Origin of the sequence: Rothia kristinae NBRC 15354 (assembly GCF_001570865.1) — a bacterium.
In the GTDB taxonomy this organism is placed as follows: domain Bacteria; phylum Actinomycetota; class Actinomycetes; order Actinomycetales; family Micrococcaceae; genus Rothia; species Rothia kristinae.
The window spans coordinates 1-20,567 of sequence record NZ_BCSM01000018.1 but is presented as its reverse complement, the minus strand read 5'-3'; the positions used below and the strand labels follow the sequence as shown (position 1 = coordinate 20,567).

The following is a 20,567-nucleotide window of genomic DNA, read 5'->3' as shown; positions in this document are numbered from 1 at the left end:
CCCACCGGTGTCATCCTGGGAGTTCGCTGGCAGCTGTACCGCGGCCCGGAAGCTAGACTGGTGCCCCGTGACTTCCGTCCCGGCACCCCCGCGCACCACGCCCTTCGTGTCCCTGGACCGAGACACCTGGTCCCGGCTCTCGGATGAGATCGAGGTGCCGCTGACCTCCGCGGAGATCGAGCGGCTGCGCGGGATGGGCGATGTGCTGGACGTGGAGGAGGTTCGGCAGGTCTATCTGCCACTGTCCCGGCTGCTGAACCTGTACGCGAACGCCGCCGGCTCCCTGAACGAGGCGACCAACGACTTCCTCGGCGGGCACCACCAGCGCACCCCGTTCGTCATCGGCGTGGCCGGTTCCGTGGCCGCCGGCAAGTCCACGACGGCGCGGCTGCTGCGGGCCCTGATGAGCCGCTGGCCCACCACCCCGGACGTGCAGCTGGTGACCACCGACGGCTTCCTGCACCCCAACGCGGTGCTGCGCGAGCGGGGGCTCATGGAGCGCAAAGGCTTCCCGGAGTCCTACGACCGGCGGGCCCTGCTGCGCTTCGTCGCCGAGATCAAATCCGGCGCGCCCCGGGTCACCGCGCCGAAGTACTCCCACGTCACCTACGACATCCTCCCGGACGAGGAGGTGGTGGTGACCCGCCCGGACGTGCTCATCGTGGAGGGGCTGAACGTGCTGGCCCCCGCCCAGCTGTCCGCCGACGACAAGGGGGCGCTGGCCCTGTCGGACTTCTTCGACTTCTCCGTGTACGTGGACGCGCGCACCCAGGACATCGAACGGTGGTACGTCAACCGCTTCCTGTCCCTGCGCGACTCCGCCTTCCGGGACCCCCGCTCCTACTTCCGCAAGTACGCTGGCCTGACCGACGCCGAGGCTTCCGCGACCGCCCTGGACATCTGGCGGCGCATCAACGAGCCCAACCTCGTGCAGAACGTGCGCCCCACCCGGGGCCGGGCCAAGCTCATCCTGTCCAAGGACGCCGACCACACCATCCGCCGCGTGCTGCTGAGGAAGACCTGATGCCCCGACTGCGCCTGATCGCCGCACCCGCCGCCCTGCTGCTCGCCCTGGCCGGCTGCGCCGCCGGAACCGACGACGCCGGATCCCCCGCCCCGACGGCCTCGGCCGGGACCGCGACGACCGCGACCGAGCCGTCCGCGGCAGCCAGCGACACCGCGAGCGCTCCCGCCGCCTCTGCCTCGGCCGCACCCGGGGAGCACCTGGACATCTCCTCCCCGGACTCCCCCACGGTGCTGGTGAACAAGACCCACCCGATGGACCCGATCGACTGGGCCCCGCAGGACCTGCAGACCGTGGGCTCGGTGCAGCTGCGAGCCGACGCCGCCGCGGCCGCCCGCCGGATGATCGAGGCCGCGGCTCGGGACGGGGTGAGCCTGAGCCCCATCTCCGGCTACCGCTCCCACCAGACCCAGGAGGCCACCTACCGGCAGTGGGTGAGCACCTACGGGCAGGAGCGGGCCGACGTCGCCTCCGCCCGGCCCGGGTACTCGGAGCACCAGACGGGGCTGGCCGTGGACTTCGGCGGGTCCGGGGCGTGCGATCTGCAGCCGTGCTTCCGGGACACCCCGGCGGCGCACTGGCTCGCCGAGCACGGCGCAGAGTACGGGTTCATCCTGCGTTTTCCCTGGCAGCAGCAGGACACCACCGGGTACTGGTACGAGTCCTGGCACCTGCGCTGGATCGGGCAGGAGCAGGCCCAGCGGTACCGGGATTCCGGGGTCCACAGCTACGAGGAGTTCGTGGGGGCGGGGCCGGCCCCGAGCTACCGGGACTGATCCGGACGGTGCCCGCGGTGCGCCAACGGTGCCGACCATCACGGTGAATACTGCGTGATCTGTCCGTCATTCGCCGCACAAAGCCTCCGCTGAGAGCGAAACCTGCCGTACGATGGCGATCATGCTCAGTGGATTCAAAGACTTCATCTCCAAAGGCAACGTCATCGACCTGGCCGTCGGTGTGATCATCGGCGGTGCCTTCAGCACGGTGGTCAACGCCCTCGTCGAGTCGGTGCTCATGCCCCTCATCTCCATGCTGATCGGCTCCCCGAACTTCGACTCGTTCCTGGTCTTCGGCCAGGTCAAGGTCGGCGTGTTCCTGACCGCCGTCGTCAACTTCCTCATCATCGCCGCGGCGCTGTACTTCTGCATCGTCATGCCGATCAACAAGATGAACGAGGCCCGCGCCCGCAAGCTGGGCCTGGAGGACGAGGAGCCGGCCGTGGATCCGCAGGTCGCCCTGCTGACCGAGATCCGCGACTCCCTGGTGGCCGGCAAGAACGCCACAGGCGCCACCCCGGAGAAGTAAGGCTTGCCCACCCATCATCATCCGCACGCCGAAGGGCCCCGCACCACCACGGTGCGGGGCCCTTCGAGGTTCCGGGAGCTCCCCTGTTCCCCTGCCTCCCCGAGTCATCACTTCCGACCGAATAATCGGCGATTTCCGGCCGGAAGTGATGACTCAGCGCGGGGGTCTCGGGAGGGGAAGGGTGTCAGAGGGCGAGTTCGCGGGCGACGACCTCGGCCAGGCGCCGGGCGTGGCGGTCCACGGTCTCCTGATCCGGGCCCTCCACCATCACCCGCACCAGCGGCTCCGTGCCGGAGGGACGCAGCAGCACCCGGCCGTCCGCACCCAGCTCCCGCTCGACGGCGGCCACCTCGGCCTGCACCGCCTCATCCGTGTCCGCGGCGGCCTTGTCCACCCCGGGCACGTTGATCATGGTCTGCGGCACCGGCTCGAAGCGGTGCGCCAGGGAGGACAGGGTCTCTCCCGTCCGGTTGACCTCGGCCGCCAGGTGCAGGCCGGTGAGGATCCCGTCCCCGGTGGTCGCGTAGTCGGACATGATCACGTGCCCGGACTGCTCCCCGCCCAGGCTGAACCCGTCCCGGTTCATCGCCTCCAGCACGTAGCGGTCCCCCACCTGGGTGCGCACCAGGGTGATCCCCTCGGATTCCAGGTACTTCTCCATGCCCAGGTTGGTCATCACCGTGGCCACCAGGGTGTTGTGGGCGAGCTTGCCGGCGTCGCGCCGGGCCGTGGCCAGGATGGACATGATCGTGTCCCCGTCCACCACGGCACCCGTCTCATCCACGGCCAGGCAGCGGTCGGCGTCCCCGTCGTGGGCGATGCCCAGGTCCGCGCCCAGCTCCCGCACCTTGGCCTGCAGGCCCTCCAGGTGGGTGGAGCCGACGCCGTCGTTGATGTTGGTGCCGTTGGGATCCGCGGCCATGACGTGCACCTGCGCCCCTGCGATGCGGAAGGCGTCCGGGGAGCACCCGGAGGAGGCGCCGTGCGCGCAGTCCAGCACCACGGACAGCCCCGCCAGGGCCGAGGGCGCCGGCAGCGTGGAGATCAGGTGCGTGACGTACCGGTCCTCCGCATCCGCGAAGCGGGAGATGCGCCCGACGTCCGGGCCCTCCGGGTACCGGAAGTCCTGCGCCCGGTAGACCTCCTCGATGCGGTCCTCCACCGCGTCCGGCAGCTTCTTGCCCCCGCGGGCCAGGAACTTGATGCCGTTGTCCGGGTACGGGTTGTGGGAGGCGGAGATCATGACGCCGAAGTCCGCGTCCAGATCCGCCACCAGGTACGCCGCCGCAGGGGTCGGCAGCATCCCGGCGTCGTACACGTCCACCCCGGAGGCCGCCAGGCCCGCGGAGATCGCCGCGCCGATGAACTGGCCGCTGATCCGCGAGTCGTGGGCGATCACGGCCTTGGGGCGCTGCCCCTCGGCCACCTGGTCGAAGCCCAGCACCACCGCGGCGGCCTGGGCCAGCTGCAGGGAGGACAGCGCACTCATCGTCTCGCTGTTGGCGCGCGCACGCACCCCGTCGGTTCCAAATAATCTAGCCATCGTTCCTCAGTCTACGCGGGCGGGTTCTCGGTGCTCGGGCGGTGGGGTCGCCTCAGGGGCGCTCGGGGGTGACCACCGGGAACTGCTCGGTCGTGGCCGGCTGGTCCTCCTCGAAGGTCTTGGACACGGGGCCCACGATCAGCGGGTCCGGGCGCCCCACCACGGAGTGGTCCTTGTCCGGGTACTCGTAGAGGGACAGCACGTGGCGCATCGCCTCCAGGCGGGCGCGCTTCTTGTCGTTGGACTTCACGATGGTCCAGGGGGCGTCGCCGGTGTCCGTGTAGAAGAACATCGCCTCCTTGGCCTCGGTGTAGTCGTCCCACTTGTCCAGGGAGGCCAGGTCCGTGGGCGAGAGCTTCCACTGGCGCACCGGGTCCGTGCGGCGGGCCTCGAAGCGGGCCAGCTGCTCCGCTCGGGTCACCGAGAACCAGAACTTCACCAGCCGGATCCCCGAGTTGACCAGCATCCGCTCCAGCTCGGGGGCCTGGCGCATGAACTCGTAGTACTGGTGCGGGGTGCAGTAGCCCATGACCCGCTCCACCCCGGCCCGGTTGTACCAGGAGCGGTCCATCAGCACGATCTCCCCGCCGGAGGGCAGGTGCTCGATGTAGCGCTGGAAGTACCACTGGGTCTGCTCGATGTCGGTGGGCTTCTCCAGGGCCACCACCCGGGAGCCGCGCGGGTTCAGGTGCTCGGTGAAGCGCTTGATGGACCCGCCCTTGCCCGCGGCGTCCCTGCCCTCGAAGATCAGCAGCAGCTTCTGCCCGGTCTCCTTGAACCACAGCTGCAGCTTCAGCAGCTCGATCTGCAGGGTGCGCTTGGTGCGCTCATAGTCCTTGCGCTTGAGCTTCTCGTCGTACGGGTACCCGATCCGCCAGGCGTCGGAGACGTCGTGACGGCCCTCCAGGGAGCGGGTCAGGGAGCCGATCTCATCCAGCTCCGCGGCGTAGTCCTGGACCACGGAGACCCGGCGGGACCGCTTCTTCAGGGCCTCCTGCACGGCGGCCCGGCGGGTCTCCTCCTGGGCCTCCTCCCCCAGCTGCTCCAGACGCTCCGCATCGGAGAGGTGGGACTTGTCGGGTCGGGCGCTCACGGCATCGTCGTCGTGGTTGTCACTGCTCATGGGCACCAGCTTAGCCAGGGGACGCGGAAGAACCCGCCCTCCCACACCGGAGAGGACGGGTTCTTCGCGTGAACAGCTCAGCGCGCCGCCGGGCGGCGCGAGCGCATCAGCGCTTGGAGAACTGCGAGGCCTTGCGGGCCTTCTTCAGGCCGGCCTTCTTGCGCTCGATGACGCGGGCGTCGCGGGTCAGGAACCCGGCCTTCTTCAGCTGCGGACGGTTGTTCTCCGCGTCGATCTCGTTCAGCGCGCGGGCCACGCCCAGGCGCAGGGCACCGGCCTGGCCGGAGGGGCCGCCGCCGTGGATGCGGGCGATGACGTCGTAGGAGCCCTCCAGCTCCAGCAGCTTGAAGGGGTCGTTGACCTCCTGCTGGTGCAGCTTGTTGGGGAAGTAGACGTCCAAGGCGCGCCCGTTGAGGGACCACTGCCCGGTCCCGGGGACCACGCGCACGCGGGCCACGGCCTGCTTGCGCCGCCCGACGGCGGAGCCGCCGACGGTCAGGGCCGGGCGCTGGGCGGCGGCCTCGCCGGCCACGGGGGCGGTGGACTCGGAGGTGTAGCTGGTCAGCTGCTCCTCGGTGATGGTCTGCTCGTCAGTAGTCTGAGCCACGATTTCTCCTTTGAGTGCTGTTGTCGCAGGCCCGATTACTGGGCGATCTGGGTGAACTCGTAGGTCTTCGGCTGCTGAGCGGTGTGCGGGTGCTCGGCGCCGGCGTAGACCTTGAGGTGCTTCATCTGCTGCGCGGCCAGCTTGTTCTTGGGCAGCATGCCCTTGACGGCCTTCTCCACGGCGCGCACCGGGTTCTTCTCCAGCAGCTCCTCGTAGGAGACGGAGCGCAGGCCGCCGGGGTAGCCGGTGTGGCGGTAGGCCCGCTTCTTCTCCAGCTTGGCGCCGGTCAGGGCCACCTTCTCGGCGTTGACGATGATGACGAAGTCACCGCCGTCCACGTTCGGGGCAAAGGTCGGCTTGTGCTTGCCGCGCAGCAGCGTTGCGGTCTGGCTGGCCAGGCGACCCAGCACGACGTCGGTGGCGTCGATGACGTGCCACTGGCGATCGATGTCGCCGGGCTTCGGGGTGTACGTACGCACGTTTCTTGAACCTTCGTGTCGGTATTTTCTGTGTCGGCGCTAGTTGGGTGTCACGCCGTTCTGCGATGCGTTCGAAGGGGTCTGGGTGAGGGCCAGACGCATCCGTTCGTCCCGATGTCTCGACGCCGCGCCGTCTCCTCGCCCTGCAACTGGGCCGACGGTCGCTGGCGGGTGAACCGAGGTGGGACACGCACAACAGCACCCCACTATAGCCGAGGGACCCGCACTTAATCCAGGATCCTCCCTGCTGATCCGGGGCGAAATCCTTCACACCCGGACTGATCCGCCTCCTCAGGAGCCCGGTGCCTCCGACGGCGCGGCCCGGCGGGCCCGGGCCCGCTCGGCCTGATCGGCCCAGCCGGCCGCGTCCTGCGGGTAGGCGATGCGCTCCAGGCACAGTCCCTCCGGCGGGGCCAGCCGGATCTCGGAGTCCCGCACGGGGTGCTCCAGGCGCCCGCGCAGCCAGGCCTCGTCCCGGCGGCCCTCCCCCACCGCCAGGCAGGCCCCGACGATCGCGCGCACCATGTGGTGGCAGAAAGCGTCGGCCTGAAGGCGGGCCTCGATCAGCCCGGACTCCGCCCGACGGAAGTCCACCGAGCGCAGCTCGCGCACGGTCGTGGCGTGCGGGCGGGGCTTGCAGAAGGAGAGGAAGTCGTGCAGGCCCAGCAGCTGCCGACCCGCGGCGCTGAGCTGCTCGGGGTCCAGCTCCCGCGGGGTCCAGGCGGTGTACCCGCGGGTCAGCGGAGACTGGTGCCGGGGGCCGTCGGCGATCCGGTAGACGTAGGAGCGAGACAGCGCGGAGAAGCGGGCGTCGAAGGAGGGGTCCACCGCCGCGGCCGAGCGCACGAGGATCGCCCCCAGCCCGGCGGGCCGGGCGCCGGGGCGCGGGGCCGGGGCGATGCCGGAGAGCACCCGGGTCAGCGCCCCGTTGAGCTTGCGCACCAGCGCCGCACCGGGGTCATCCGGGGCGTGGCGCTCGGCCGTCCCGCGGCGTCCGGGCAGCGCCTCCCAAGCTGCGCGCGGCAGGTCCAGGTGGGCGACCTGGTGCTGGGCGTGAACCCCGGCGTCGGTGCGCCCGGCCACGGTCAGGTGCACCGGATGGCGCAGCACCAGCTGCAGGGCGTCCTCCAGGCAGCCCTGCACGGTGGTCAGCCCCGGTTGACGGGCCCACCCGGAGAAGGGGGCGCCGTCATAGGCGAAGTCCAGGCGCACCCGCACCGGCGGGTCGGTCTCCGGGAGCGCCGCGCCCAGCGGGTGCTCGCCCGGGGCCTCCGGGGCGGGCTGGGGGCGGGACGCGGCGTTCACGGCGGGGACCTCCTGACGGGCGGGGCGGCGACGGTGCGGGAAGCAGGGTTGCGGGACTGCGACGGCTGCGGGAAGCGGGATTGCGGTCTGGTGCGGATGCGCCACGGGCCCCGAGGCCCCGGTGGGGGTGCCTCGGGGCCCGTGGCGGGTCCGCGATGGGAGCCGGTGATCCGAAGGATCTGCTCCCGGGCTCAGGTCGTGCCGATCAGGAGACCTGCTGGGCGGCCTCGCCGCCGGCCGGGGCGTAGCCGGCGGCCTTGGCGGACTCGGCGGTGTCGAACCAGATCTCCGCAGTGGTGGACTTGTACCAGCGGGAGCCGGGCACGTGGTACTTCATGGAGTCCGAGTTGCCCTTGACCTCGAAGCCCTCGGGGGCCTCGCCGGACTCCAGCGGGGCGTGCGCACCGGCCGGCAGCTGCTCGTCGGCGGAAGCCTCGGCCTGGGCCGGGGCCTCGGCGGCGGCGGCCGAGGACTCGGCCGGGGCCTGTTCGGCGTTCGAGTTGGCGGCGGCGCGGGCGGCGGTGGTCGCCTCCTCGACGACGGCGCGGGAGGCCACCGGCTCCATGACCAGCTCGATCACGGCCATCGGGGCGTTGTCCCCGGAGCGGTTGCCGATCTTGGTGATACGGGTGTACCCGCCGGGCCGATCCGCCATGGCCGGGGCGATGCTGGTGAACAGCTCGTGGACCACGGACTTGTCGGTCAGGGAGCGCATCACGCGACGGCGGGAGGCCAGGTCGCCCCGCTTCGCGAAGGTGATCAGGCGCTCGGCCACCGGGCGCAGGCGCTTGGCCTTGGTCACGGTGGTGGTGATGCGCTTGTGCTCGAACAGCTGCTGGGACATGTTCGCCAGGATCAGCCGCTGGTGGGAGGGGCTGCCCCCGAGGCGGGGTCCCTTGGTGGGAGTAGGCATATCAGTGAATCTTCCGTTTCGTGCGGTCCCGGGTCCGGCGCATCAGCCGCGCCGGGACGGGACCAGGGTTTGCTTCTCGAGTGCGAACGGCCGGTGGTCCGGCCCGAGCGGATCAGAAGGAGGTCTCCTCCTCGTCCTCCTCCTCATCCACCGCGGCGAAGGGCTCGAAGCCGGCCGGGGAGTCCTTCAGGGACATCCCGAGCTCCTGCAGCTTCTCCTTGACCTCGTCGATGGACTTCTGGCCGAAGTTGCGGATGTCCATGAGGTCCGCCTCGGAGCGGGAGACCAGCTCCCCGACGGTGTTGATGCCCTCGCGCTTCAGGCAGTTGTAGGAGCGCACGGACATGTCCAGGTCCTCGATGGGCAGGGCCAGATCCTGGGCCATGGACTCGTCGGCCGGGGACGGCCCGACCTCGATGCCCTCGGCTTCGGTGTTCAGCTCCCGGGCCAGCCCGAACAGCTCCACCAGCGTGTTGCCGGCCGAGGCCACGGCGTCGCGCGGGGCGATCACCTCCTTGGTCTCGACGTCGAGCACGAGGCTGTCGAAGTCCGTGCGCTGCTCCACGCGGGTGGCGGCGACCCGGAAGGTCACCTTCAGCACGGGCGAGTAGATGGAGTCCACCGGGATCCGGCCGATCTCCGACTCGCCGGCCCCGGCCTTGTTCTGCTGGGCCGAGACGTAGCCGCGGCCGCGCTCCACGGTCAGCTCCGCGGAGAACGCGCCCTGCGCGTTGAGGGTGGCGATGTGCAGATCCGGGTTGTGGATCTCCACCCCAGCGGGCACCTCGATGTCCGCCGCGGTGATCTCGCCCGGGCCCTGCTTGCGCAGGTAGGCGACCACGGGCTCGTCGTTCTCCGAGGAGATCGACAGCTTCTTGATGTTCAGGATGATCTCGGTGACGTCCTCCTTGACCCCGTCCACGGTGGAGAACTCGTGCAGCACGCCGTCGATGCGGATGCTGGTCACGGCGGCGCCGGGGATCGAGGACAGGAGGGTACGCCGCAGCGAGTTGCCCAGGGTGTAGCCGAAACCGGGTTCGAGCGGGGAGATGGTGAAGCGCGAGCGGTTCTCCGCGACGACTTCTTCACTCAGAGAGGGGCGCTGTGCAATGAGCACTGATGTTTCCTTTCAGCGAGCATCCGCTATATGACGCAACACAGGTGGGGGAAAACAGGATCGGTGGGCGCCGCCCGGAGGTGGCGGCCGTAGACGGCCCCGCCGACAGGCGGGGTCTTCCGGACCGGGCCCGCCCCTCCCCGGAAGGAGGATGCGCTCGGTGCCGGCAGAGGCGGCGGATCAGACGCGACGGCGCTTGGGTGGGCGGCAGCCGTTGTGGGCGCTGGGGGTCACGTCCTGGATGGAGCCGACCTCCAGGCCGGTGGCCTGCAGCGAGCGGATCGCGGTCTCACGGCCGGATCCCGGACCCTTGACGAACACGTCCACCTTGCGCACGCCGTGCTCCTGAGCGCGTTTGGCGGCGTTCTCGGCGGCCATCTGGGCGGCGTACGGGGTGGACTTGCGGGAGCCCTTGAAGCCCATCTCGCCGGCGGAGGACCAGGAGATCACCGCGCCGGAGGGATCGGTGATGGACACGATCGTGTTGTTGAACGTGGACTTGATGTGCGCCTGTCCGGCGCTGATGTTCTTCTTGACCTTGCGGCGAGAGGTGCGGGCGGCCGCAGCGCGAGTCTTTGGGGGCATGAGTTGGTTCTCCTACGCGAGAGGGTGCTTACTTCTTCTTACCGGCGACCGTGCGCTTGGGACCCTTGCGGGTGCGGGCGTTGGTCTTGGTGCGCTGACCGTGCACCGGCAGGCCGCGGCGGTGGCGCAGGCCCTGGTAGCTGCCGATCTCGACCTTGCGGCGGATGTCGGCGGCCACCTCGCGACGGAGGTCACCCTCGACCTTGAAGTTGCCTTCGATGAAGTCGCGCAGCGCGACGAGCTGGGCGTCGGAGAGGTCCTTCACGCGGATGTCCGGGCTGACGCCGGTCGCTTCCAGGGCCTCGTGGGCGCGGGTGCGGCCCACGCCGTAGATGTAGGTGAGGGCGATCTCCACGCGCTTTTCGCGGGGCAGATCCACTCCTGCGAGACGAGCCATGACGGCGGTTCTCCTTGTAGTTGATCCAGAGGTTTGAGGCATCACTGCCCGGGTGTCCCCGGTCTCCGGCCTCTGTGTCCGGAGGTATCCCCGCGTGTCACGGGGAGCGGTGCCATGTTCTCGAGGCGTCGGAAGCGATCAGTCCCGACAAGGCCGGGGCTTCAGCCCTGGCGCTGCTTGTGACGCGGATTCTCGCAGATCACCATGACCACGCCGTGGCGGCGGATCACCTTGCACTTGTCGCAGATCGGCTTGACGCTCGGCTGAACCTTCATCGCATTCCTTTGCGTTGTTGCAACTGGGGGTCGGACGGCGCGATGCGCGGATCCCGGAGGGATCCGGCGGCGCCGTCGGGGAGCCCTACTTGTAGCGGTAGACGATGCGGCCGCGGGAGAGGTCGTACGGCGAGAGCTCCACGACCACGCGATCCTCGGGGAGGATGCGGATGTAGTGCTGTCGCATCTTCCCGGAGATGTGGGCGAGCACCTTGTGGCCGTTGTCCAGCTCCACGCGGAACATCGCGTTGGGCAGTGCTTCGACCACGGCTCCCTCGATCTCGATGACGCCGTCTTTCTTGGCCATATCCTCCGCTAACGTCGGTGCCCCGCCTGCCGTGGCCCGCGGGGCAGTCTTGCTCGTATCGGTCGGCTCCCCCGCGGCACCTCACCGCGGACACGGGAGGATGACGGCAGAGACGGCCAACAGTCGAGTGTACGGCATCCCCGCGGGAAAGTTAACCCCGGCGCGGGTGAGCTGCGGCTCACGCGGCGGCGAGTCCCACCCTCGCCCCGCCCGACGGCGTTCGGCCCGGCCGGGGCCGATGGGTCGGGGGCCGGTGGCTCACGAAGCGGCGGATCAGGAGGCGGCGGCCAGCTGCCCGCAGGCGCCGTCGATGTCCGAGCCGCGGGTGTCGCGCACCGTGGTGGGGATGCCGTGGGCGCGCAGGCGCTCCACGAAGTTCTGCTCGACCCCGGGGCGGGAGGCCGTCCACTTGGAGCCGGGGGTCGGGTTCAGCGGGATGGGGTTCACGTGCACCCAGCCGCGCCCGCGCTGGGCCAGCTTCTTGCCCAGCAGGTCCGCCCGCCAGCCCTGGTCGTTGATGTCCCGGATCAGCGCGTACTCGATGGACACCCGCCGTCCCGTCTGGCGGTAGTAATCGTAGGCCGCGTCCAGGGCCTCGTCCACCTTCCAGCGGGTGTTGATCGGGATCAGCTCGTCGCGCAGCTCGTCGTCCGGGGCGTGCAGGGACAGCGCCAGGGTCACCGGCAGGTTCTCCATCGTGAACTTGCGGATGCCCGGCACCAGCCCGACGGTGGACATGGTGATCCCGCGCGCGGAGATGCCCAGCCCCTCCGGGGAGGGATCGATCAGCCGGTGCACCGCACCCAGGGAGGCCTTGTAGTTGGCCAGGGCCTCCCCCATGCCCATGAACACGATGTTGGAGACCCGCAGCGGACGGGTCGCCTCCGTGCCGTGCTCGGCCTGCTCCAGGCCCTGCATGGACTTCAGCCGCCGGGCCCCGGCCACCACCTGCTCGACGATCTCCGCGGTGGAGAGGTTGCGGGTCAGCCCCGCCTGCCCGGTCGCGCAGAAGGGGCAGTTCATCCCGCAGCCGGCCTGCGAGGAGATGCACATGGTCACCCGGTGCTCGTAGCGCATCAGCACGGACTCCACCAGGGCGCCGTCGAAGAGCCGGTACACGGACTTGATGGTGTCACCGCCGTCGGCCTCCAGGGTGCGCACCTCGGTCAGCAGCTGCGGCATCGCCGCGGCGACCATCTCCTCCCGGGTGGCCGCGGGCAGATCGGTCATGCGCTGCGGATCCGTGGTGAGGTGGTCGAAGTAGTGCGTGGACAGCTGGCTGGCCCGGAAGCCGGGGTGGCCCAGCTCCGTGAGGAACTCCTTGCGCCCGGCCAGGTCGAAGTCCGCCAGGTGCTTCGGCGGCTTCCCGCGGCGCGGGGCCTTCAGCAGGATCCTGCCGGGTTCGGGCCGGGTGGTGATCTCCACCGGCGTGGCGGTGCTCTCAGACACGTGGGTGCCCCTTGATCTGTGGTGGTGTGCGTGGTTCCGGTGCGGGCCCGCGGCTACTGCGGGATCGGCGCCACCCGCACGCCTCGGCGCGCGAGCTCCTCGGCGCCGCCGTCCTCGGCGGTCAGGACCCAGATCCCGTCCCGGTGGAAGGCCACCGAGTGCTCCCACTGGCTGGAGTGCGAGCCGTCCAGGGTCACGACCGTCCAGTCGTCCTCGAGGACCTCGGTCTGCGTCGATCCTGTCACGAGCATGGGCTCGATGGCCAGGGCCATGCCCGGCTTGATCCTGGGACCCGCCTCACGGGTGCGGTAGTTGGGCACGTCCGGGGCCATGTGCATGGCCGAGCCGATGCCGTGGCCCACGTAGTCCTCGATGATGCCGTAGGTCCCGCCGGACTCGGCGCGCACGAAGTCCTCGATCGCCGCCCCGATCTCCCCGACCCGCTGGGCCGAGGCCGCCGCGGCGATGCCGTGCCACATGGCTTCTCGGGTGATCTCGGACAGCTCCCGATCCTCGGAACCGGCTCGGGGCATCAGCACGGTGCGCGCGGAGTCCCCATGCCAGCCCTCCACGATGGCCCCGCCGTCGATCGAGATGATGTCGGCCTCCCCCAGGGCCCGCGGGCCCGGGATGCCGTGGACCACGATCTCGTTCGGGGAGGCGCAGATGGTCGCCGGGTAGTCGTAGTAGCCCAGGAAGTTCGACGTCGCCCCGTGCTCGGCGAGCACCTCGCGGAAGACGGCGTCCAGGTCCGCGGTGGACACCCCCGGGGCCGCGGCGGCCACGGCCGCGTCCAGCGCCCGCGAGGTCACGACCCCGGCGCGGGCCATGGTGCGCAGCTGCGCGTCGGTCTTGTACTCGATCCTCCGGCGTCCGAACATCAGGACCGGCCCAGCGCGGCCAGCAGGCGCTCGGCGACCTCCTGGACCGTGCCCAGGCCGTCCACGCGGGCCACCAGGCCCCGCTGCTCGTAGAGCCCGATGATCGGGGCGGTCTCGGCGCGGTAGACCTCCAGGCGGTGGCGGATGACCTCCTCGGTGTCGTCGCTGCGGCCCTGCTCGGCGGCCCGGCCCAGCAGACGCTGGACCAGCTCGTCATCCTCGGCGGTCAGCAGCAGGACCCGGTCCAGGGACTGGCCGAGCTCCTCCAGGATCGCGTCCAGCTCCTGCACCTGCGCGGTGTTGCGCGGGTAGCCGTCCAGCAGGAAGCCGCCCCGGGCGTCGTCCTGGCCCAGGCGGTCGCGCACCATGCGGTTGGTGACCTCGTCCGGGACGAGGTTGCCGGCGTCGATGTAGGACTTCGCCTCCCGGCCCAGCTCGGTCTGCTCCGAGATGTTCTTGCGGAAGATGTCCCCGGTGGAGATCGCGGGGATGCCGAGCTCCTCGGCGATCCGGGCGGCCTGGGTCCCCTTGCCGGCCCCGGGGGGACCGATGATCAGCAGGCGGTTCATCGCAGCAGTCCTTCGTAGTGTCGTTGTTGCAGCTGGGCGTCGATCTGCTTGATGGTGTCCAGACCGACGCCGACCACGATCAGCAGCGAGGTGCCGCCGAACGGGAAGTTCTGGTTGGCGTTGACCAGCACGAGCGCGACCAGCGGGATCATCGCGATGATCCCCAGGTACAGCGAGCCCGGCAGGGTGATGCGGTTGAGCACGTAGGCCAGGTAGCGCTCGGTGGGTCGACCCGCGCGGATGCCCGGGATGAAGCCGCCGTAGCGCTTCATGTTGTCCGAGACCTCCTGCGGGTTGAAGGTGATCGAGGCGTAGAAGTACGCGAAGGCGATGATCAGCAGAAAGTACACGGCCATGTACAGCGGATGGTCCCCGCGCACCAGGTAGGAGTTGATCCAGTTGACCCACTCCGGCGGGGCCGTGCCGTCCTTCGGCGTCGCGAAGTTCGCGATCAGCCCGGGCACCATGAGCAGGGAGGAGGCGAAGATCACCGGGATCACGCCGGCCATGTTGACCTTCAGCGGGATGTAGGTGGAGGTCCCCCCGATCGTGCGCCGCCCGATCATGCGCTTGGCGTACTGCACGGGGATGCGCCGCTGGGACTGCTCGACGAACACGACGGCGACGATCACCACGAGGCCCACCAGCAGGATCAGGGAGAACACCCAGCCGCCCTGCTCCTTGAAGATGTTGCCCAGGGCGGTCGGGAAGGAGGCGGCGATCGAGGTGAAGATCAGCAGGGACATGCCGTTGCCGACGCCCTTCTCCGTGATCTGCTCGCCCATCCACATGATGATGCCGGTGCCCGCGGTCAGGGTGATGATCAGGATGATGACCATGAGGATCGAGTCATCGGGGATGATCGGCAGCGGGCAGCTGCCCAGCAGGGAGCCGGAGCGGGCCAGGGAGATGATGGTCGTGGCGTTCAGGGCCGCCAGCGCCAGGGTCAGGTAGCGGGTGTACTGGGTGAGCTTCTGCTGGCCCTGTCCGCCCTCCTGGTGCAGCTCCTGGAAGCGCGGGATGACCACGCGCAGCAGCTGCACGATGATCGAGGCGGTGATGTAGGGCATCACACCCAGGGCGAAGATGGACAGCTGCAGCAGCGCGCCGCCGCTGAACAGGTTGACCATGTCGTAGATGCCGCCGGTGGTGCCGCCCAGGGCCAGGCACTGCTGGACGTTGCCGTAGCTGACCCCCGGGGCGGGGATGAACGTGCCCACGCGGTAGATGACGATCATCGCGAGGGTGAACAGCAGCTTGCGTCGCAGGTCCGGGGTCTTGAACGCCCGTCCGAAAGCGCTGAGCACATGGCCTCCTGTGGCAGAAGATGGGGTGGCGGGGATGACGCCGCGGGCCCCGCGCACCGTCGGGGCGGGCGGGCGCCGTCGACAGACGGCGGGATCTCCCCGGGCCAGTCTAGGACACTCTACCCGGGGTCGCCGGGCGGGGCCGGGACGGGTACGGGGGAACGGCGCAGGCCCCTCCCCCGGAAAGATCGCTCTCCGAGAGAGGGGCCTGGCCTGATCGAGGAGGGGCCGACGCCGAGGGCGCCGGGACCCCCTCGACTACTGGGCGGTCGCGGTGGCGGTGCCGCCGGCGGCCTGGATCTTCTGCGCCGCGGAGGCGGAGAACTTGTCCACGGTGACGTCGACCTTCACGGTCAGCTCACCCTGGCCCAGGACCTTCACGGGCTGGTTCTTGCGTACCGCGCCCTTGGCGACGAGGGACTCCACGGTCACCTCACCGCCCTCCGGGTACAGCTCCGAGATGCGGTCCAGGTTCACGACCTGGTACTCCACCCGGAACGGGTTCTTGAACCCGCGCAGCTTCGGCAGGCGCATGTGCAGCGGCAGCTGCCCGCCCTCGAAGCCGGCCTTGACCTGGTTGCGGGCCTTGGTGCCCTTGGTGCCGCGCCCGGCGGTCTTGCCCTTGGACGCCTCGCCGCGACCCACGCGGGTCTTGGCCTTGTGCGCACCGGGGGCCGGCCGCAGGTCGTGCAGCTTGATGGCGCCCTGGCGCTCTTCGTTGGTCTCTGCCATGGTTACTTGACCTCCTCAACCTTCACGAGGTGAGCGACGGTGTTGACCATGCCGCAGGTCACCGGATCCGCGGTGCGGGTCACGGTGTTGCCCGGGCGCTTCAGGCCCAGGGAGCGCAGGGTGTCGCGCATGTTCTGCTTCTGGCCAACGTAGGACTTGATCTGCGTGATCTCCAGCTTCGCGTCGCTGGGCTGAATCCGCTTGCCGGTCATTACGCACCTGCCTTTTCGCTGCGACGCAGGTAGCTGGGGATGACCTCGTCGTTGGGCAGGCCGCGACGCGCTGCCACCGCGACGGGCTCCTCCAGCTGCTTCAGCGCCTCGACGGTCGCGTGGACGATGTTGATCTGGTTCGACGAGCCCAGGGACTTCGACAGGACGTCGTGGATCCCGGCGCACTCGAGCACGGCGCGCACCGGACCGCCGGCGATCACACCGGTACCGGCCGTGGCCGGACGCAGCATGACCACGCCGGCCGCGGCCTCACCCTGCACGCGGTGCGGGATGGTGCGGTCCTCGACGCGGGGGACGCGGAAGAAGTTCTTCTTGGCCTCCTCCACGCCCTTGGAGATCGCGGAGGGCACCTCCTTGGCCTTGCCGTAGCCGACGCCGACCATGCCGTTGCCGTCGCCGACGACGACCAGCGCGGTGAAGCTGAAGCGCCGACCGCCCTTGACGACCTTGGACACGCGGTTGATGCTCACGACGCGCTCGAGGAACTTGTCCTTGTCCTCATCGCGCCCGCCGCGGCCGCGGTCGTTGCGTCCGCCGCGGTCGTTGCGACCCCGGCCGCCGCGCTCACCGCGACCGCCGCGGCGGTCGTCGCGCTGCTGGGCGCCGTTGTTCTGGGCCTCGGTGCTCTCGGGTGCAGCGGTGTTGTCTGCCACCTGGGTTTCCTTCTCGTTCGTGGTCTGCTCGCTCACAGTGCCAGCCCACCTTCCCGGGCGCCGTCGGCCACCGCGGCCACGCGGCCGTGGTACTTGTTGCCGCCCCGATCGAAGACGACGGACTCGATGCCGGCGGCCTTGGCGCGCTCGGCGACCAGCTCGCCGACGCGGCGGGCCTTGGCGGTCTTGTCCATCTCGGTTGCGTTGCGCAGCTCGGCCTCCAGGGTGGAGGCGGAGGCGATGGTGTGCCCCTTGGTGTCGTCGATGACCTGCACGAACATGTGCTGGGTCGAGCGGAACACCGACAGCCGCGGGCGGGCCGGGGTCCCGGACACGTGCTTGCGCACGCGCTGGTGACGACGCGTGCGAGCAGCGAACTTCGTCTTGTTAGCCATGGATTACTTACCAGCCTTTCCGACCTTGCGGCGGATCTGCTCGCCGGCGTAGCGGATGCCCTTGCCCTTGTAGGGGTCCGGGGCCCGCAGGCCGCGGATGTTGGCGGCCACCTGGCCGACCTGCTGCTTGTCGATGCCCGAGACGGTGAGCTTGTTGTTGCCCTCCACCGCGAAGGTGATGCCCTCGGGGGCCTTCACCGTGATGGGGTGGGAGTAGCCCAGCGCGAACTCCAGGTCGGTGCCCTTGGCCATCACACGGTAGCCCGTGCCGACGATCTCGAGCTTCTTGGAGTAGCCCTCGGAGACACCCTGGATCATGTTGGAGATCAGGGTGCGGGACAGCCCGTGCAGCGAGCGGGAGACCCGCTCGTCGTCCGGACGGGAGACGGTGATGACGCCGTCGTCCTGGGAGACGGTGATCGGCGCGGAGATCGTGCGGGAGAGCTCCCCCTTGGATCCCTTGACCGCGACGCGCGAACCGTCGATGGTCACCTCGACACCAGCCGGCACCGAGATGGGGAGACGTCCGATACGTGACATAAGATCTCTTCCTTTCTCTATGTACCGACTACCAGACGTAGGCGAGGACTTCCCCGCCGACGCCCTTGGCAGCGGCCTGCTTGTCAGTGAGCAGACCGGAGGAGGTGGACAGGATGGCGATGCCGAGCCCGCCCAGCACCTGGGGCAGGTTGGTGGACTTGGCGTACACGCGCAGGCCCGGCTTGGAGATGCGGCGCACCCCGGCGATGGAGGACTCGCGGTTCTGGCCGAACTTCAGGTCCAGGGTCAGCGTCTTGCCGACCTGGGCCTCCTCTTCGTGCCAGTCCTTGATGTAGCCCTCGGACTTGAGGATCTCGGCGATCCGGCCCTTGAGCTTGGAGAACGGCATCGACACGGAGTCGTGGTGCGCCGTGTTGGCGTTGCGCAGGCGCGTGAGCATGTCTGCGACAGGATCTGTCATGGTCATGTGGGCTCTGGCCCTTCCTCGTGACGGTTTCCTCCCGCCCGCGGGCGGGGGACCTGAAACGTAGTCGTTAGTTGGTCTTGAACGGGAAGCCGAGCGCCTTGAGCACGGCGCGGCCCTCGTCGTCGGTGCGGGCGGTGGTCACCACGGTGATGTCCATGCCGCGCACGCGGTCGATCGAGTCCTGGTCGATCTCGTGGAACATCGACTGCTCGGTCAGCCCGAAGGTGTAGTTGCCGTTGCCGTCGAACTGGCGGTCGGACAGTCCGCGGAAGTCGCGGATGCGCGGCAGCGCCAGGGTCACGAGGCGGTCCAGGAACTCCCACATGCGGTCACCGCGCAGGGTCACGTGGCAGCCGATGGGCTGGCCCTCGCGCAGCTTGAACTGGGCGATGGACTTCTTGGCCTTGGACACCTGCGGCTTCTGACCGGTGATGAGGGTCAGGTCGCGCACGGCCGAGTCGATGAGCTTGGAGTCGCGGGCGGCCTCGCCCACGCCCATGTTCACGACGACCTTGACCAGCCGCGGGGACTGCATCGGGTTGGCGTAGCCGAACTGCTCCTGCAGCGCGGGCACGACCTCGTCGTTGAACTTGGCCTTGAAGCGGGGGGTGGTCTTGGTCTCAGTCATCACAGATCCTTCCCCGAGCTCTTGGACACGCGCACGCGCACGGTGCGCTGGCGTCCGTCGCGCTCGACGGTCTCTTCGCGGAACCCGACGCGGGTGGGCTTGCCGGTCTCCGGGTCGACGATCGCGACGTTGGAGATGTGGATCGGGGCCTCGGTCTTGACGATGCCGCCGCCCTCACCGGTGGTCGGGTTGGCCTTGGTGTGCTTGGTGATGACCCGGACGTTCTCCACCAGCACGCGCTGGGTGGAGGGGAACACGTGCAGGACCTTGCCCTGCTTGCCCTTGTCCGCGCCGGAGATGACCTGAACGAGGTCGCCGCTCTTGATCTTCGCCATGAGTTACAGCACCTCCGGGGCCAGCGAGATGATCTTCATGAACTTCTTGTCGCGCAGCTCGCGCCCGACGGGCCCGAAGATGCGGGTGCCGCGGGGGTCGCCGTCGGTGTTCTTGAGGATCACCGCCGAGTTCTCGTCGAACTTGATGTAGGAGCCGTCCGGGCGACGGGTCTCCTTGCGGGTGCGGACGACGACGGCCTTGACGACGTCGCCCTTCTTCACGTTGCCGCCAGGGATCGCGTCCTTGACGGTGGCGACGATGATGTCGCCGATGCCTGCGTAGCGACGGCCGGAGCCGCCGAGAACGCGGATGGTCAGGATTTCCTTCGCACCCGTGTTGTCGGCGACCTTGAGCCGTGACTCCTGCTGAATCACTGAATACTCCTGTCGTCTCGCCGGTTCTCACGCCGCCGCCGGATGCGCCCTTCGTGAGGGCGGCAGGGCCGGCCGACGCGCCGTGGGCCTTGCGGAACACTTTGGTCGGGATGAGGTGACGCGCCGGTCTCCGCGGCCCGTCCGCTGGGAAGCGGACAGCTGCGGGGTTGGCGGTCGCGCCTGGGATCCCCCATGCCAGGAGCATCTGGACCCGCCCGAGGTCTCGGGCGAATGCGCCCGTCTCAGCGGCATTATGCACTGGCACGAAGGATCCGTGGTGGTGTGCGGTCACGAAGGCCGCACGAATACACAACCATACCACAGCGCACGCGACGGCGCCCCCGCCGCGTCGCGGGGACGACGGGCGGGGGCGCCGACGGGGCGGGTCAGATCACTGCGCGGAGACGGTCACCTTGTACCGTCCGGAGAAGCGGTCCACAAAGGCCGCCATCTGGTCCCGCTTGATCGCGGTCCAGGGACGGAAGGTGCCGTCATCGTAGCCCTTGGTGATGCCGCTGTCCTGCAGCCAGGCGATCTCCTTGTAGAAGGTCTCCCCGCGCTGCACATCCGAGAAGGCGGGGTTCCCGGCCCGGTACTGCGGGGAGCCCGCGGCACGGTAGAAGAACGCGGCCATAGCCCCGCGCTCGACCTTGGCGTTCGGACGGAACGTGCCGTCGCTCCAGCCCTGGGCGATGCCGGTGGCGTGCAGCCAGGAGATCTCCTTGTAGAAGGGGTCGTCCTTGCTGACGTCGGTGAACTGCGGGGTGGCCGGCGCCGTGTAGGACGGGGAACCGGCCATCCGGTAGATGTAGGCGGCCATCTGCCCGCGCTCGATGTTGGCCCAGGGGCGGTAGGTGTTGTCGTCCCAGCCCTCGGTGATGCCCTTGTTGGCGATCGAGCGGATCTCCTTGGCGAAGATCGTGGAGTCGGTGACGTCCTTGAAGTCCCGGTCCGTGAGGACCTTGTCCGTGGTCTTCGTGGCCGCCGGGTAACCCTGGAAGGCGGTGGCCTGCGGGGAGACCTGCGAGACCTCGGAGGCCTCGTCGGCGGAGGCGGGGGCAGC

General features: G+C 69.5%; 28 protein-coding genes. 3 read left to right on the top strand and 25 right to left on the bottom strand.

Annotation, left to right across the window (positions count from 1 at the left end; genetic code table 11):
* The first annotated feature begins 67 nt into the window (after nt 1-67).
* From coaA to mscL, 3 genes are all read left to right on the top strand, one after another.
* The gene (coaA, locus tag KKR01S_RS09680) at nt 68-1,024 is read left to right on the top strand and encodes a type I pantothenate kinase (RefSeq protein ID WP_174520385.1); all 957 of its coding nucleotides are present in this window, start codon (nt 68-70) and stop codon (nt 1,022-1,024) included.
* Entirely contained in the window at nt 1,024-1,800 is a 777-nt protein-coding gene (locus KKR01S_RS09675) for a M15 family metallopeptidase (RefSeq protein ID WP_061225892.1), read from the top strand. The genes coaA and KKR01S_RS09675 overlap by 1 nt, the downstream gene beginning before the upstream one ends.
* Nucleotides 1,801-1,921: 121 nt before the next feature.
* A complete protein-coding gene (gene mscL, locus KKR01S_RS09670; protein WP_055684656.1) occupies nt 1,922-2,329 on the top strand; it encodes a large conductance mechanosensitive channel protein MscL in 408 nt (135 codons plus the stop codon).
* 184 nt (nt 2,330-2,513) lie between these two features.
* On the opposite strand, the gene glmM is transcribed toward mscL, so the two are convergent.
* The 25 genes from glmM to KKR01S_RS09545 form a co-directional block, all read right to left on the bottom strand.
* Nucleotides 2,514-3,872, bottom strand: coding sequence for a phosphoglucosamine mutase (glmM, locus tag KKR01S_RS09665; RefSeq protein ID WP_061225891.1), 1,359 nt, complete (start codon nt 3,870-3,872; stop codon nt 2,514-2,516).
* Nucleotides 3,873-3,924: 52 nt separating this feature from the next.
* Nucleotides 3,925-4,995 (bottom strand): polyphosphate kinase 2, encoded by a 1,071-nt coding sequence (gene ppk2, locus KKR01S_RS09660; RefSeq protein ID WP_081101695.1) that lies wholly within the window; start codon nt 4,993-4,995, stop codon nt 3,925-3,927.
* Nucleotides 4,996-5,101: 106 nt separating this feature from the next.
* Nucleotides 5,102-5,602 (bottom strand): 30S ribosomal protein S9, encoded by a 501-nt coding sequence (gene rpsI, locus KKR01S_RS09655; RefSeq protein ID WP_055684548.1) that lies wholly within the window; start codon nt 5,600-5,602, stop codon nt 5,102-5,104.
* Nucleotides 5,603-5,637: 35 nt separating this feature from the next.
* A complete protein-coding gene (gene rplM / locus KKR01S_RS09650; protein WP_055684549.1) occupies nt 5,638-6,081 on the bottom strand; it encodes a 50S ribosomal protein L13 in 444 nt (147 codons plus the stop codon).
* A gap of 291 nt (nt 6,082-6,372) precedes the next feature.
* Nucleotides 6,373-7,386 carry a tRNA pseudouridine synthase A gene (locus KKR01S_RS09645; RefSeq protein ID WP_404434099.1) on the bottom strand — a complete coding sequence of 338 codons (1,014 nt, stop codon included), beginning with the start codon at nt 7,384-7,386 and terminating at the stop codon, nt 6,373-6,375.
* Nucleotides 7,387-7,591: 205 nt separating this feature from the next.
* A complete protein-coding gene (rplQ, locus tag KKR01S_RS09640) occupies nt 7,592-8,299 on the bottom strand; it encodes a 50S ribosomal protein L17, sunset domain variant (protein ID WP_061225890.1) in 708 nt (235 codons plus the stop codon).
* 112 nt (nt 8,300-8,411) lie between these two features.
* Nucleotides 8,412-9,416: a DNA-directed RNA polymerase subunit alpha gene (locus KKR01S_RS09635; protein WP_055684551.1), complete on the bottom strand. Its 1,005-nt coding sequence runs from the start codon at nt 9,414-9,416 to the stop codon at nt 8,412-8,414.
* Between the two features lie 180 nt (nt 9,417-9,596).
* Nucleotides 9,597-10,001 (bottom strand): 30S ribosomal protein S11, encoded by a 405-nt coding sequence (rpsK, locus tag KKR01S_RS09630; protein WP_055684552.1) that lies wholly within the window; start codon nt 9,999-10,001, stop codon nt 9,597-9,599.
* A 28-nt stretch (nt 10,002-10,029) separates the two neighbouring features.
* Complete coding sequence (gene rpsM / locus KKR01S_RS09625; RefSeq protein ID WP_055684553.1) at nt 10,030-10,398, bottom strand: 30S ribosomal protein S13; 369 nt, start codon at nt 10,396-10,398, stop codon at nt 10,030-10,032.
* A gap of 161 nt (nt 10,399-10,559) precedes the next feature.
* Complete coding sequence (rpmJ, locus tag KKR01S_RS09620; protein ID WP_055684554.1) at nt 10,560-10,673, bottom strand: 50S ribosomal protein L36; 114 nt, start codon at nt 10,671-10,673, stop codon at nt 10,560-10,562.
* Between the two features lie 85 nt (nt 10,674-10,758).
* On the bottom strand, nt 10,759-10,980 hold the full coding sequence (gene infA / locus KKR01S_RS09615; RefSeq protein ID WP_030015001.1) for a translation initiation factor IF-1: 222 nt from the start codon (nt 10,978-10,980) through the stop codon (nt 10,759-10,761).
* 273 nt (nt 10,981-11,253) lie between these two features.
* A complete protein-coding gene (gene rlmN, locus KKR01S_RS09610; RefSeq protein ID WP_055684555.1) occupies nt 11,254-12,429 on the bottom strand; it encodes a 23S rRNA (adenine(2503)-C(2))-methyltransferase RlmN in 1,176 nt (391 codons plus the stop codon).
* Between the two features lie 53 nt (nt 12,430-12,482).
* Entirely contained in the window at nt 12,483-13,310 is an 828-nt protein-coding gene (gene map, locus KKR01S_RS09605; protein ID WP_055684556.1) for a type I methionyl aminopeptidase, read from the bottom strand.
* A complete protein-coding gene (locus tag KKR01S_RS09600) occupies nt 13,310-13,879 on the bottom strand; it encodes an adenylate kinase (protein WP_058731646.1) in 570 nt (189 codons plus the stop codon). The genes map and KKR01S_RS09600 overlap by 1 nt, the downstream gene beginning before the upstream one ends.
* The gene (gene secY / locus KKR01S_RS09595; protein WP_055684558.1) at nt 13,876-15,186 is read right to left on the bottom strand and encodes a preprotein translocase subunit SecY; all 1,311 of its coding nucleotides are present in this window, start codon (nt 15,184-15,186) and stop codon (nt 13,876-13,878) included. Before secY ends, KKR01S_RS09600 begins: the two co-directional genes overlap by 4 nt.
* A gap of 258 nt (nt 15,187-15,444) precedes the next feature.
* Nucleotides 15,445-15,918, bottom strand: a complete 474-nt coding sequence (gene rplO / locus KKR01S_RS09590; protein ID WP_058731654.1) for a 50S ribosomal protein L15 — start codon at nt 15,916-15,918, stop codon at nt 15,445-15,447.
* A gap of 2 nt (nt 15,919-15,920) precedes the next feature.
* Complete coding sequence (gene rpmD, locus KKR01S_RS09585; protein ID WP_055684560.1) at nt 15,921-16,130, bottom strand: 50S ribosomal protein L30; 210 nt, start codon at nt 16,128-16,130, stop codon at nt 15,921-15,923.
* Nucleotides 16,130-16,840: a 30S ribosomal protein S5 gene (rpsE, locus tag KKR01S_RS09580; RefSeq protein ID WP_055684561.1), complete on the bottom strand. Its 711-nt coding sequence runs from the start codon at nt 16,838-16,840 to the stop codon at nt 16,130-16,132. The genes rpmD and rpsE overlap by 1 nt, the downstream gene beginning before the upstream one ends.
* Nucleotides 16,837-17,199 (bottom strand): 50S ribosomal protein L18, encoded by a 363-nt coding sequence (gene rplR / locus KKR01S_RS09575; protein WP_055684562.1) that lies wholly within the window; start codon nt 17,197-17,199, stop codon nt 16,837-16,839. The genes rpsE and rplR overlap by 4 nt, the downstream gene beginning before the upstream one ends.
* A 3-nt stretch (nt 17,200-17,202) precedes the next feature.
* Nucleotides 17,203-17,739, bottom strand: coding sequence for a 50S ribosomal protein L6 (gene rplF / locus KKR01S_RS09570; protein ID WP_055684563.1), 537 nt, complete (start codon nt 17,737-17,739; stop codon nt 17,203-17,205).
* A gap of 28 nt (nt 17,740-17,767) precedes the next feature.
* Complete coding sequence (gene rpsH, locus KKR01S_RS09565; protein WP_055684564.1) at nt 17,768-18,166, bottom strand: 30S ribosomal protein S8; 399 nt, start codon at nt 18,164-18,166, stop codon at nt 17,768-17,770.
* Between the two features lie 67 nt (nt 18,167-18,233).
* Entirely contained in the window at nt 18,234-18,794 is a 561-nt protein-coding gene (rplE, locus tag KKR01S_RS09560) for a 50S ribosomal protein L5 (protein WP_055684565.1), read from the bottom strand.
* On the bottom strand, nt 18,794-19,129 hold the full coding sequence (rplX, locus tag KKR01S_RS09555; protein WP_058731653.1) for a 50S ribosomal protein L24: 336 nt from the start codon (nt 19,127-19,129) through the stop codon (nt 18,794-18,796). The genes rplE and rplX overlap by 1 nt, the downstream gene beginning before the upstream one ends.
* Before the next feature lie 3 nt (nt 19,130-19,132).
* Nucleotides 19,133-19,504, bottom strand: a complete 372-nt coding sequence (gene rplN, locus KKR01S_RS09550; RefSeq protein ID WP_055684567.1) for a 50S ribosomal protein L14 — start codon at nt 19,502-19,504, stop codon at nt 19,133-19,135.
* A gap of 391 nt (nt 19,505-19,895) precedes the next feature.
* Nucleotides 19,896-20,567 (bottom strand): S-layer homology domain-containing protein (locus KKR01S_RS09545; protein ID WP_131800611.1); only part of this gene is annotated, 672 nt, incomplete at its 5' end.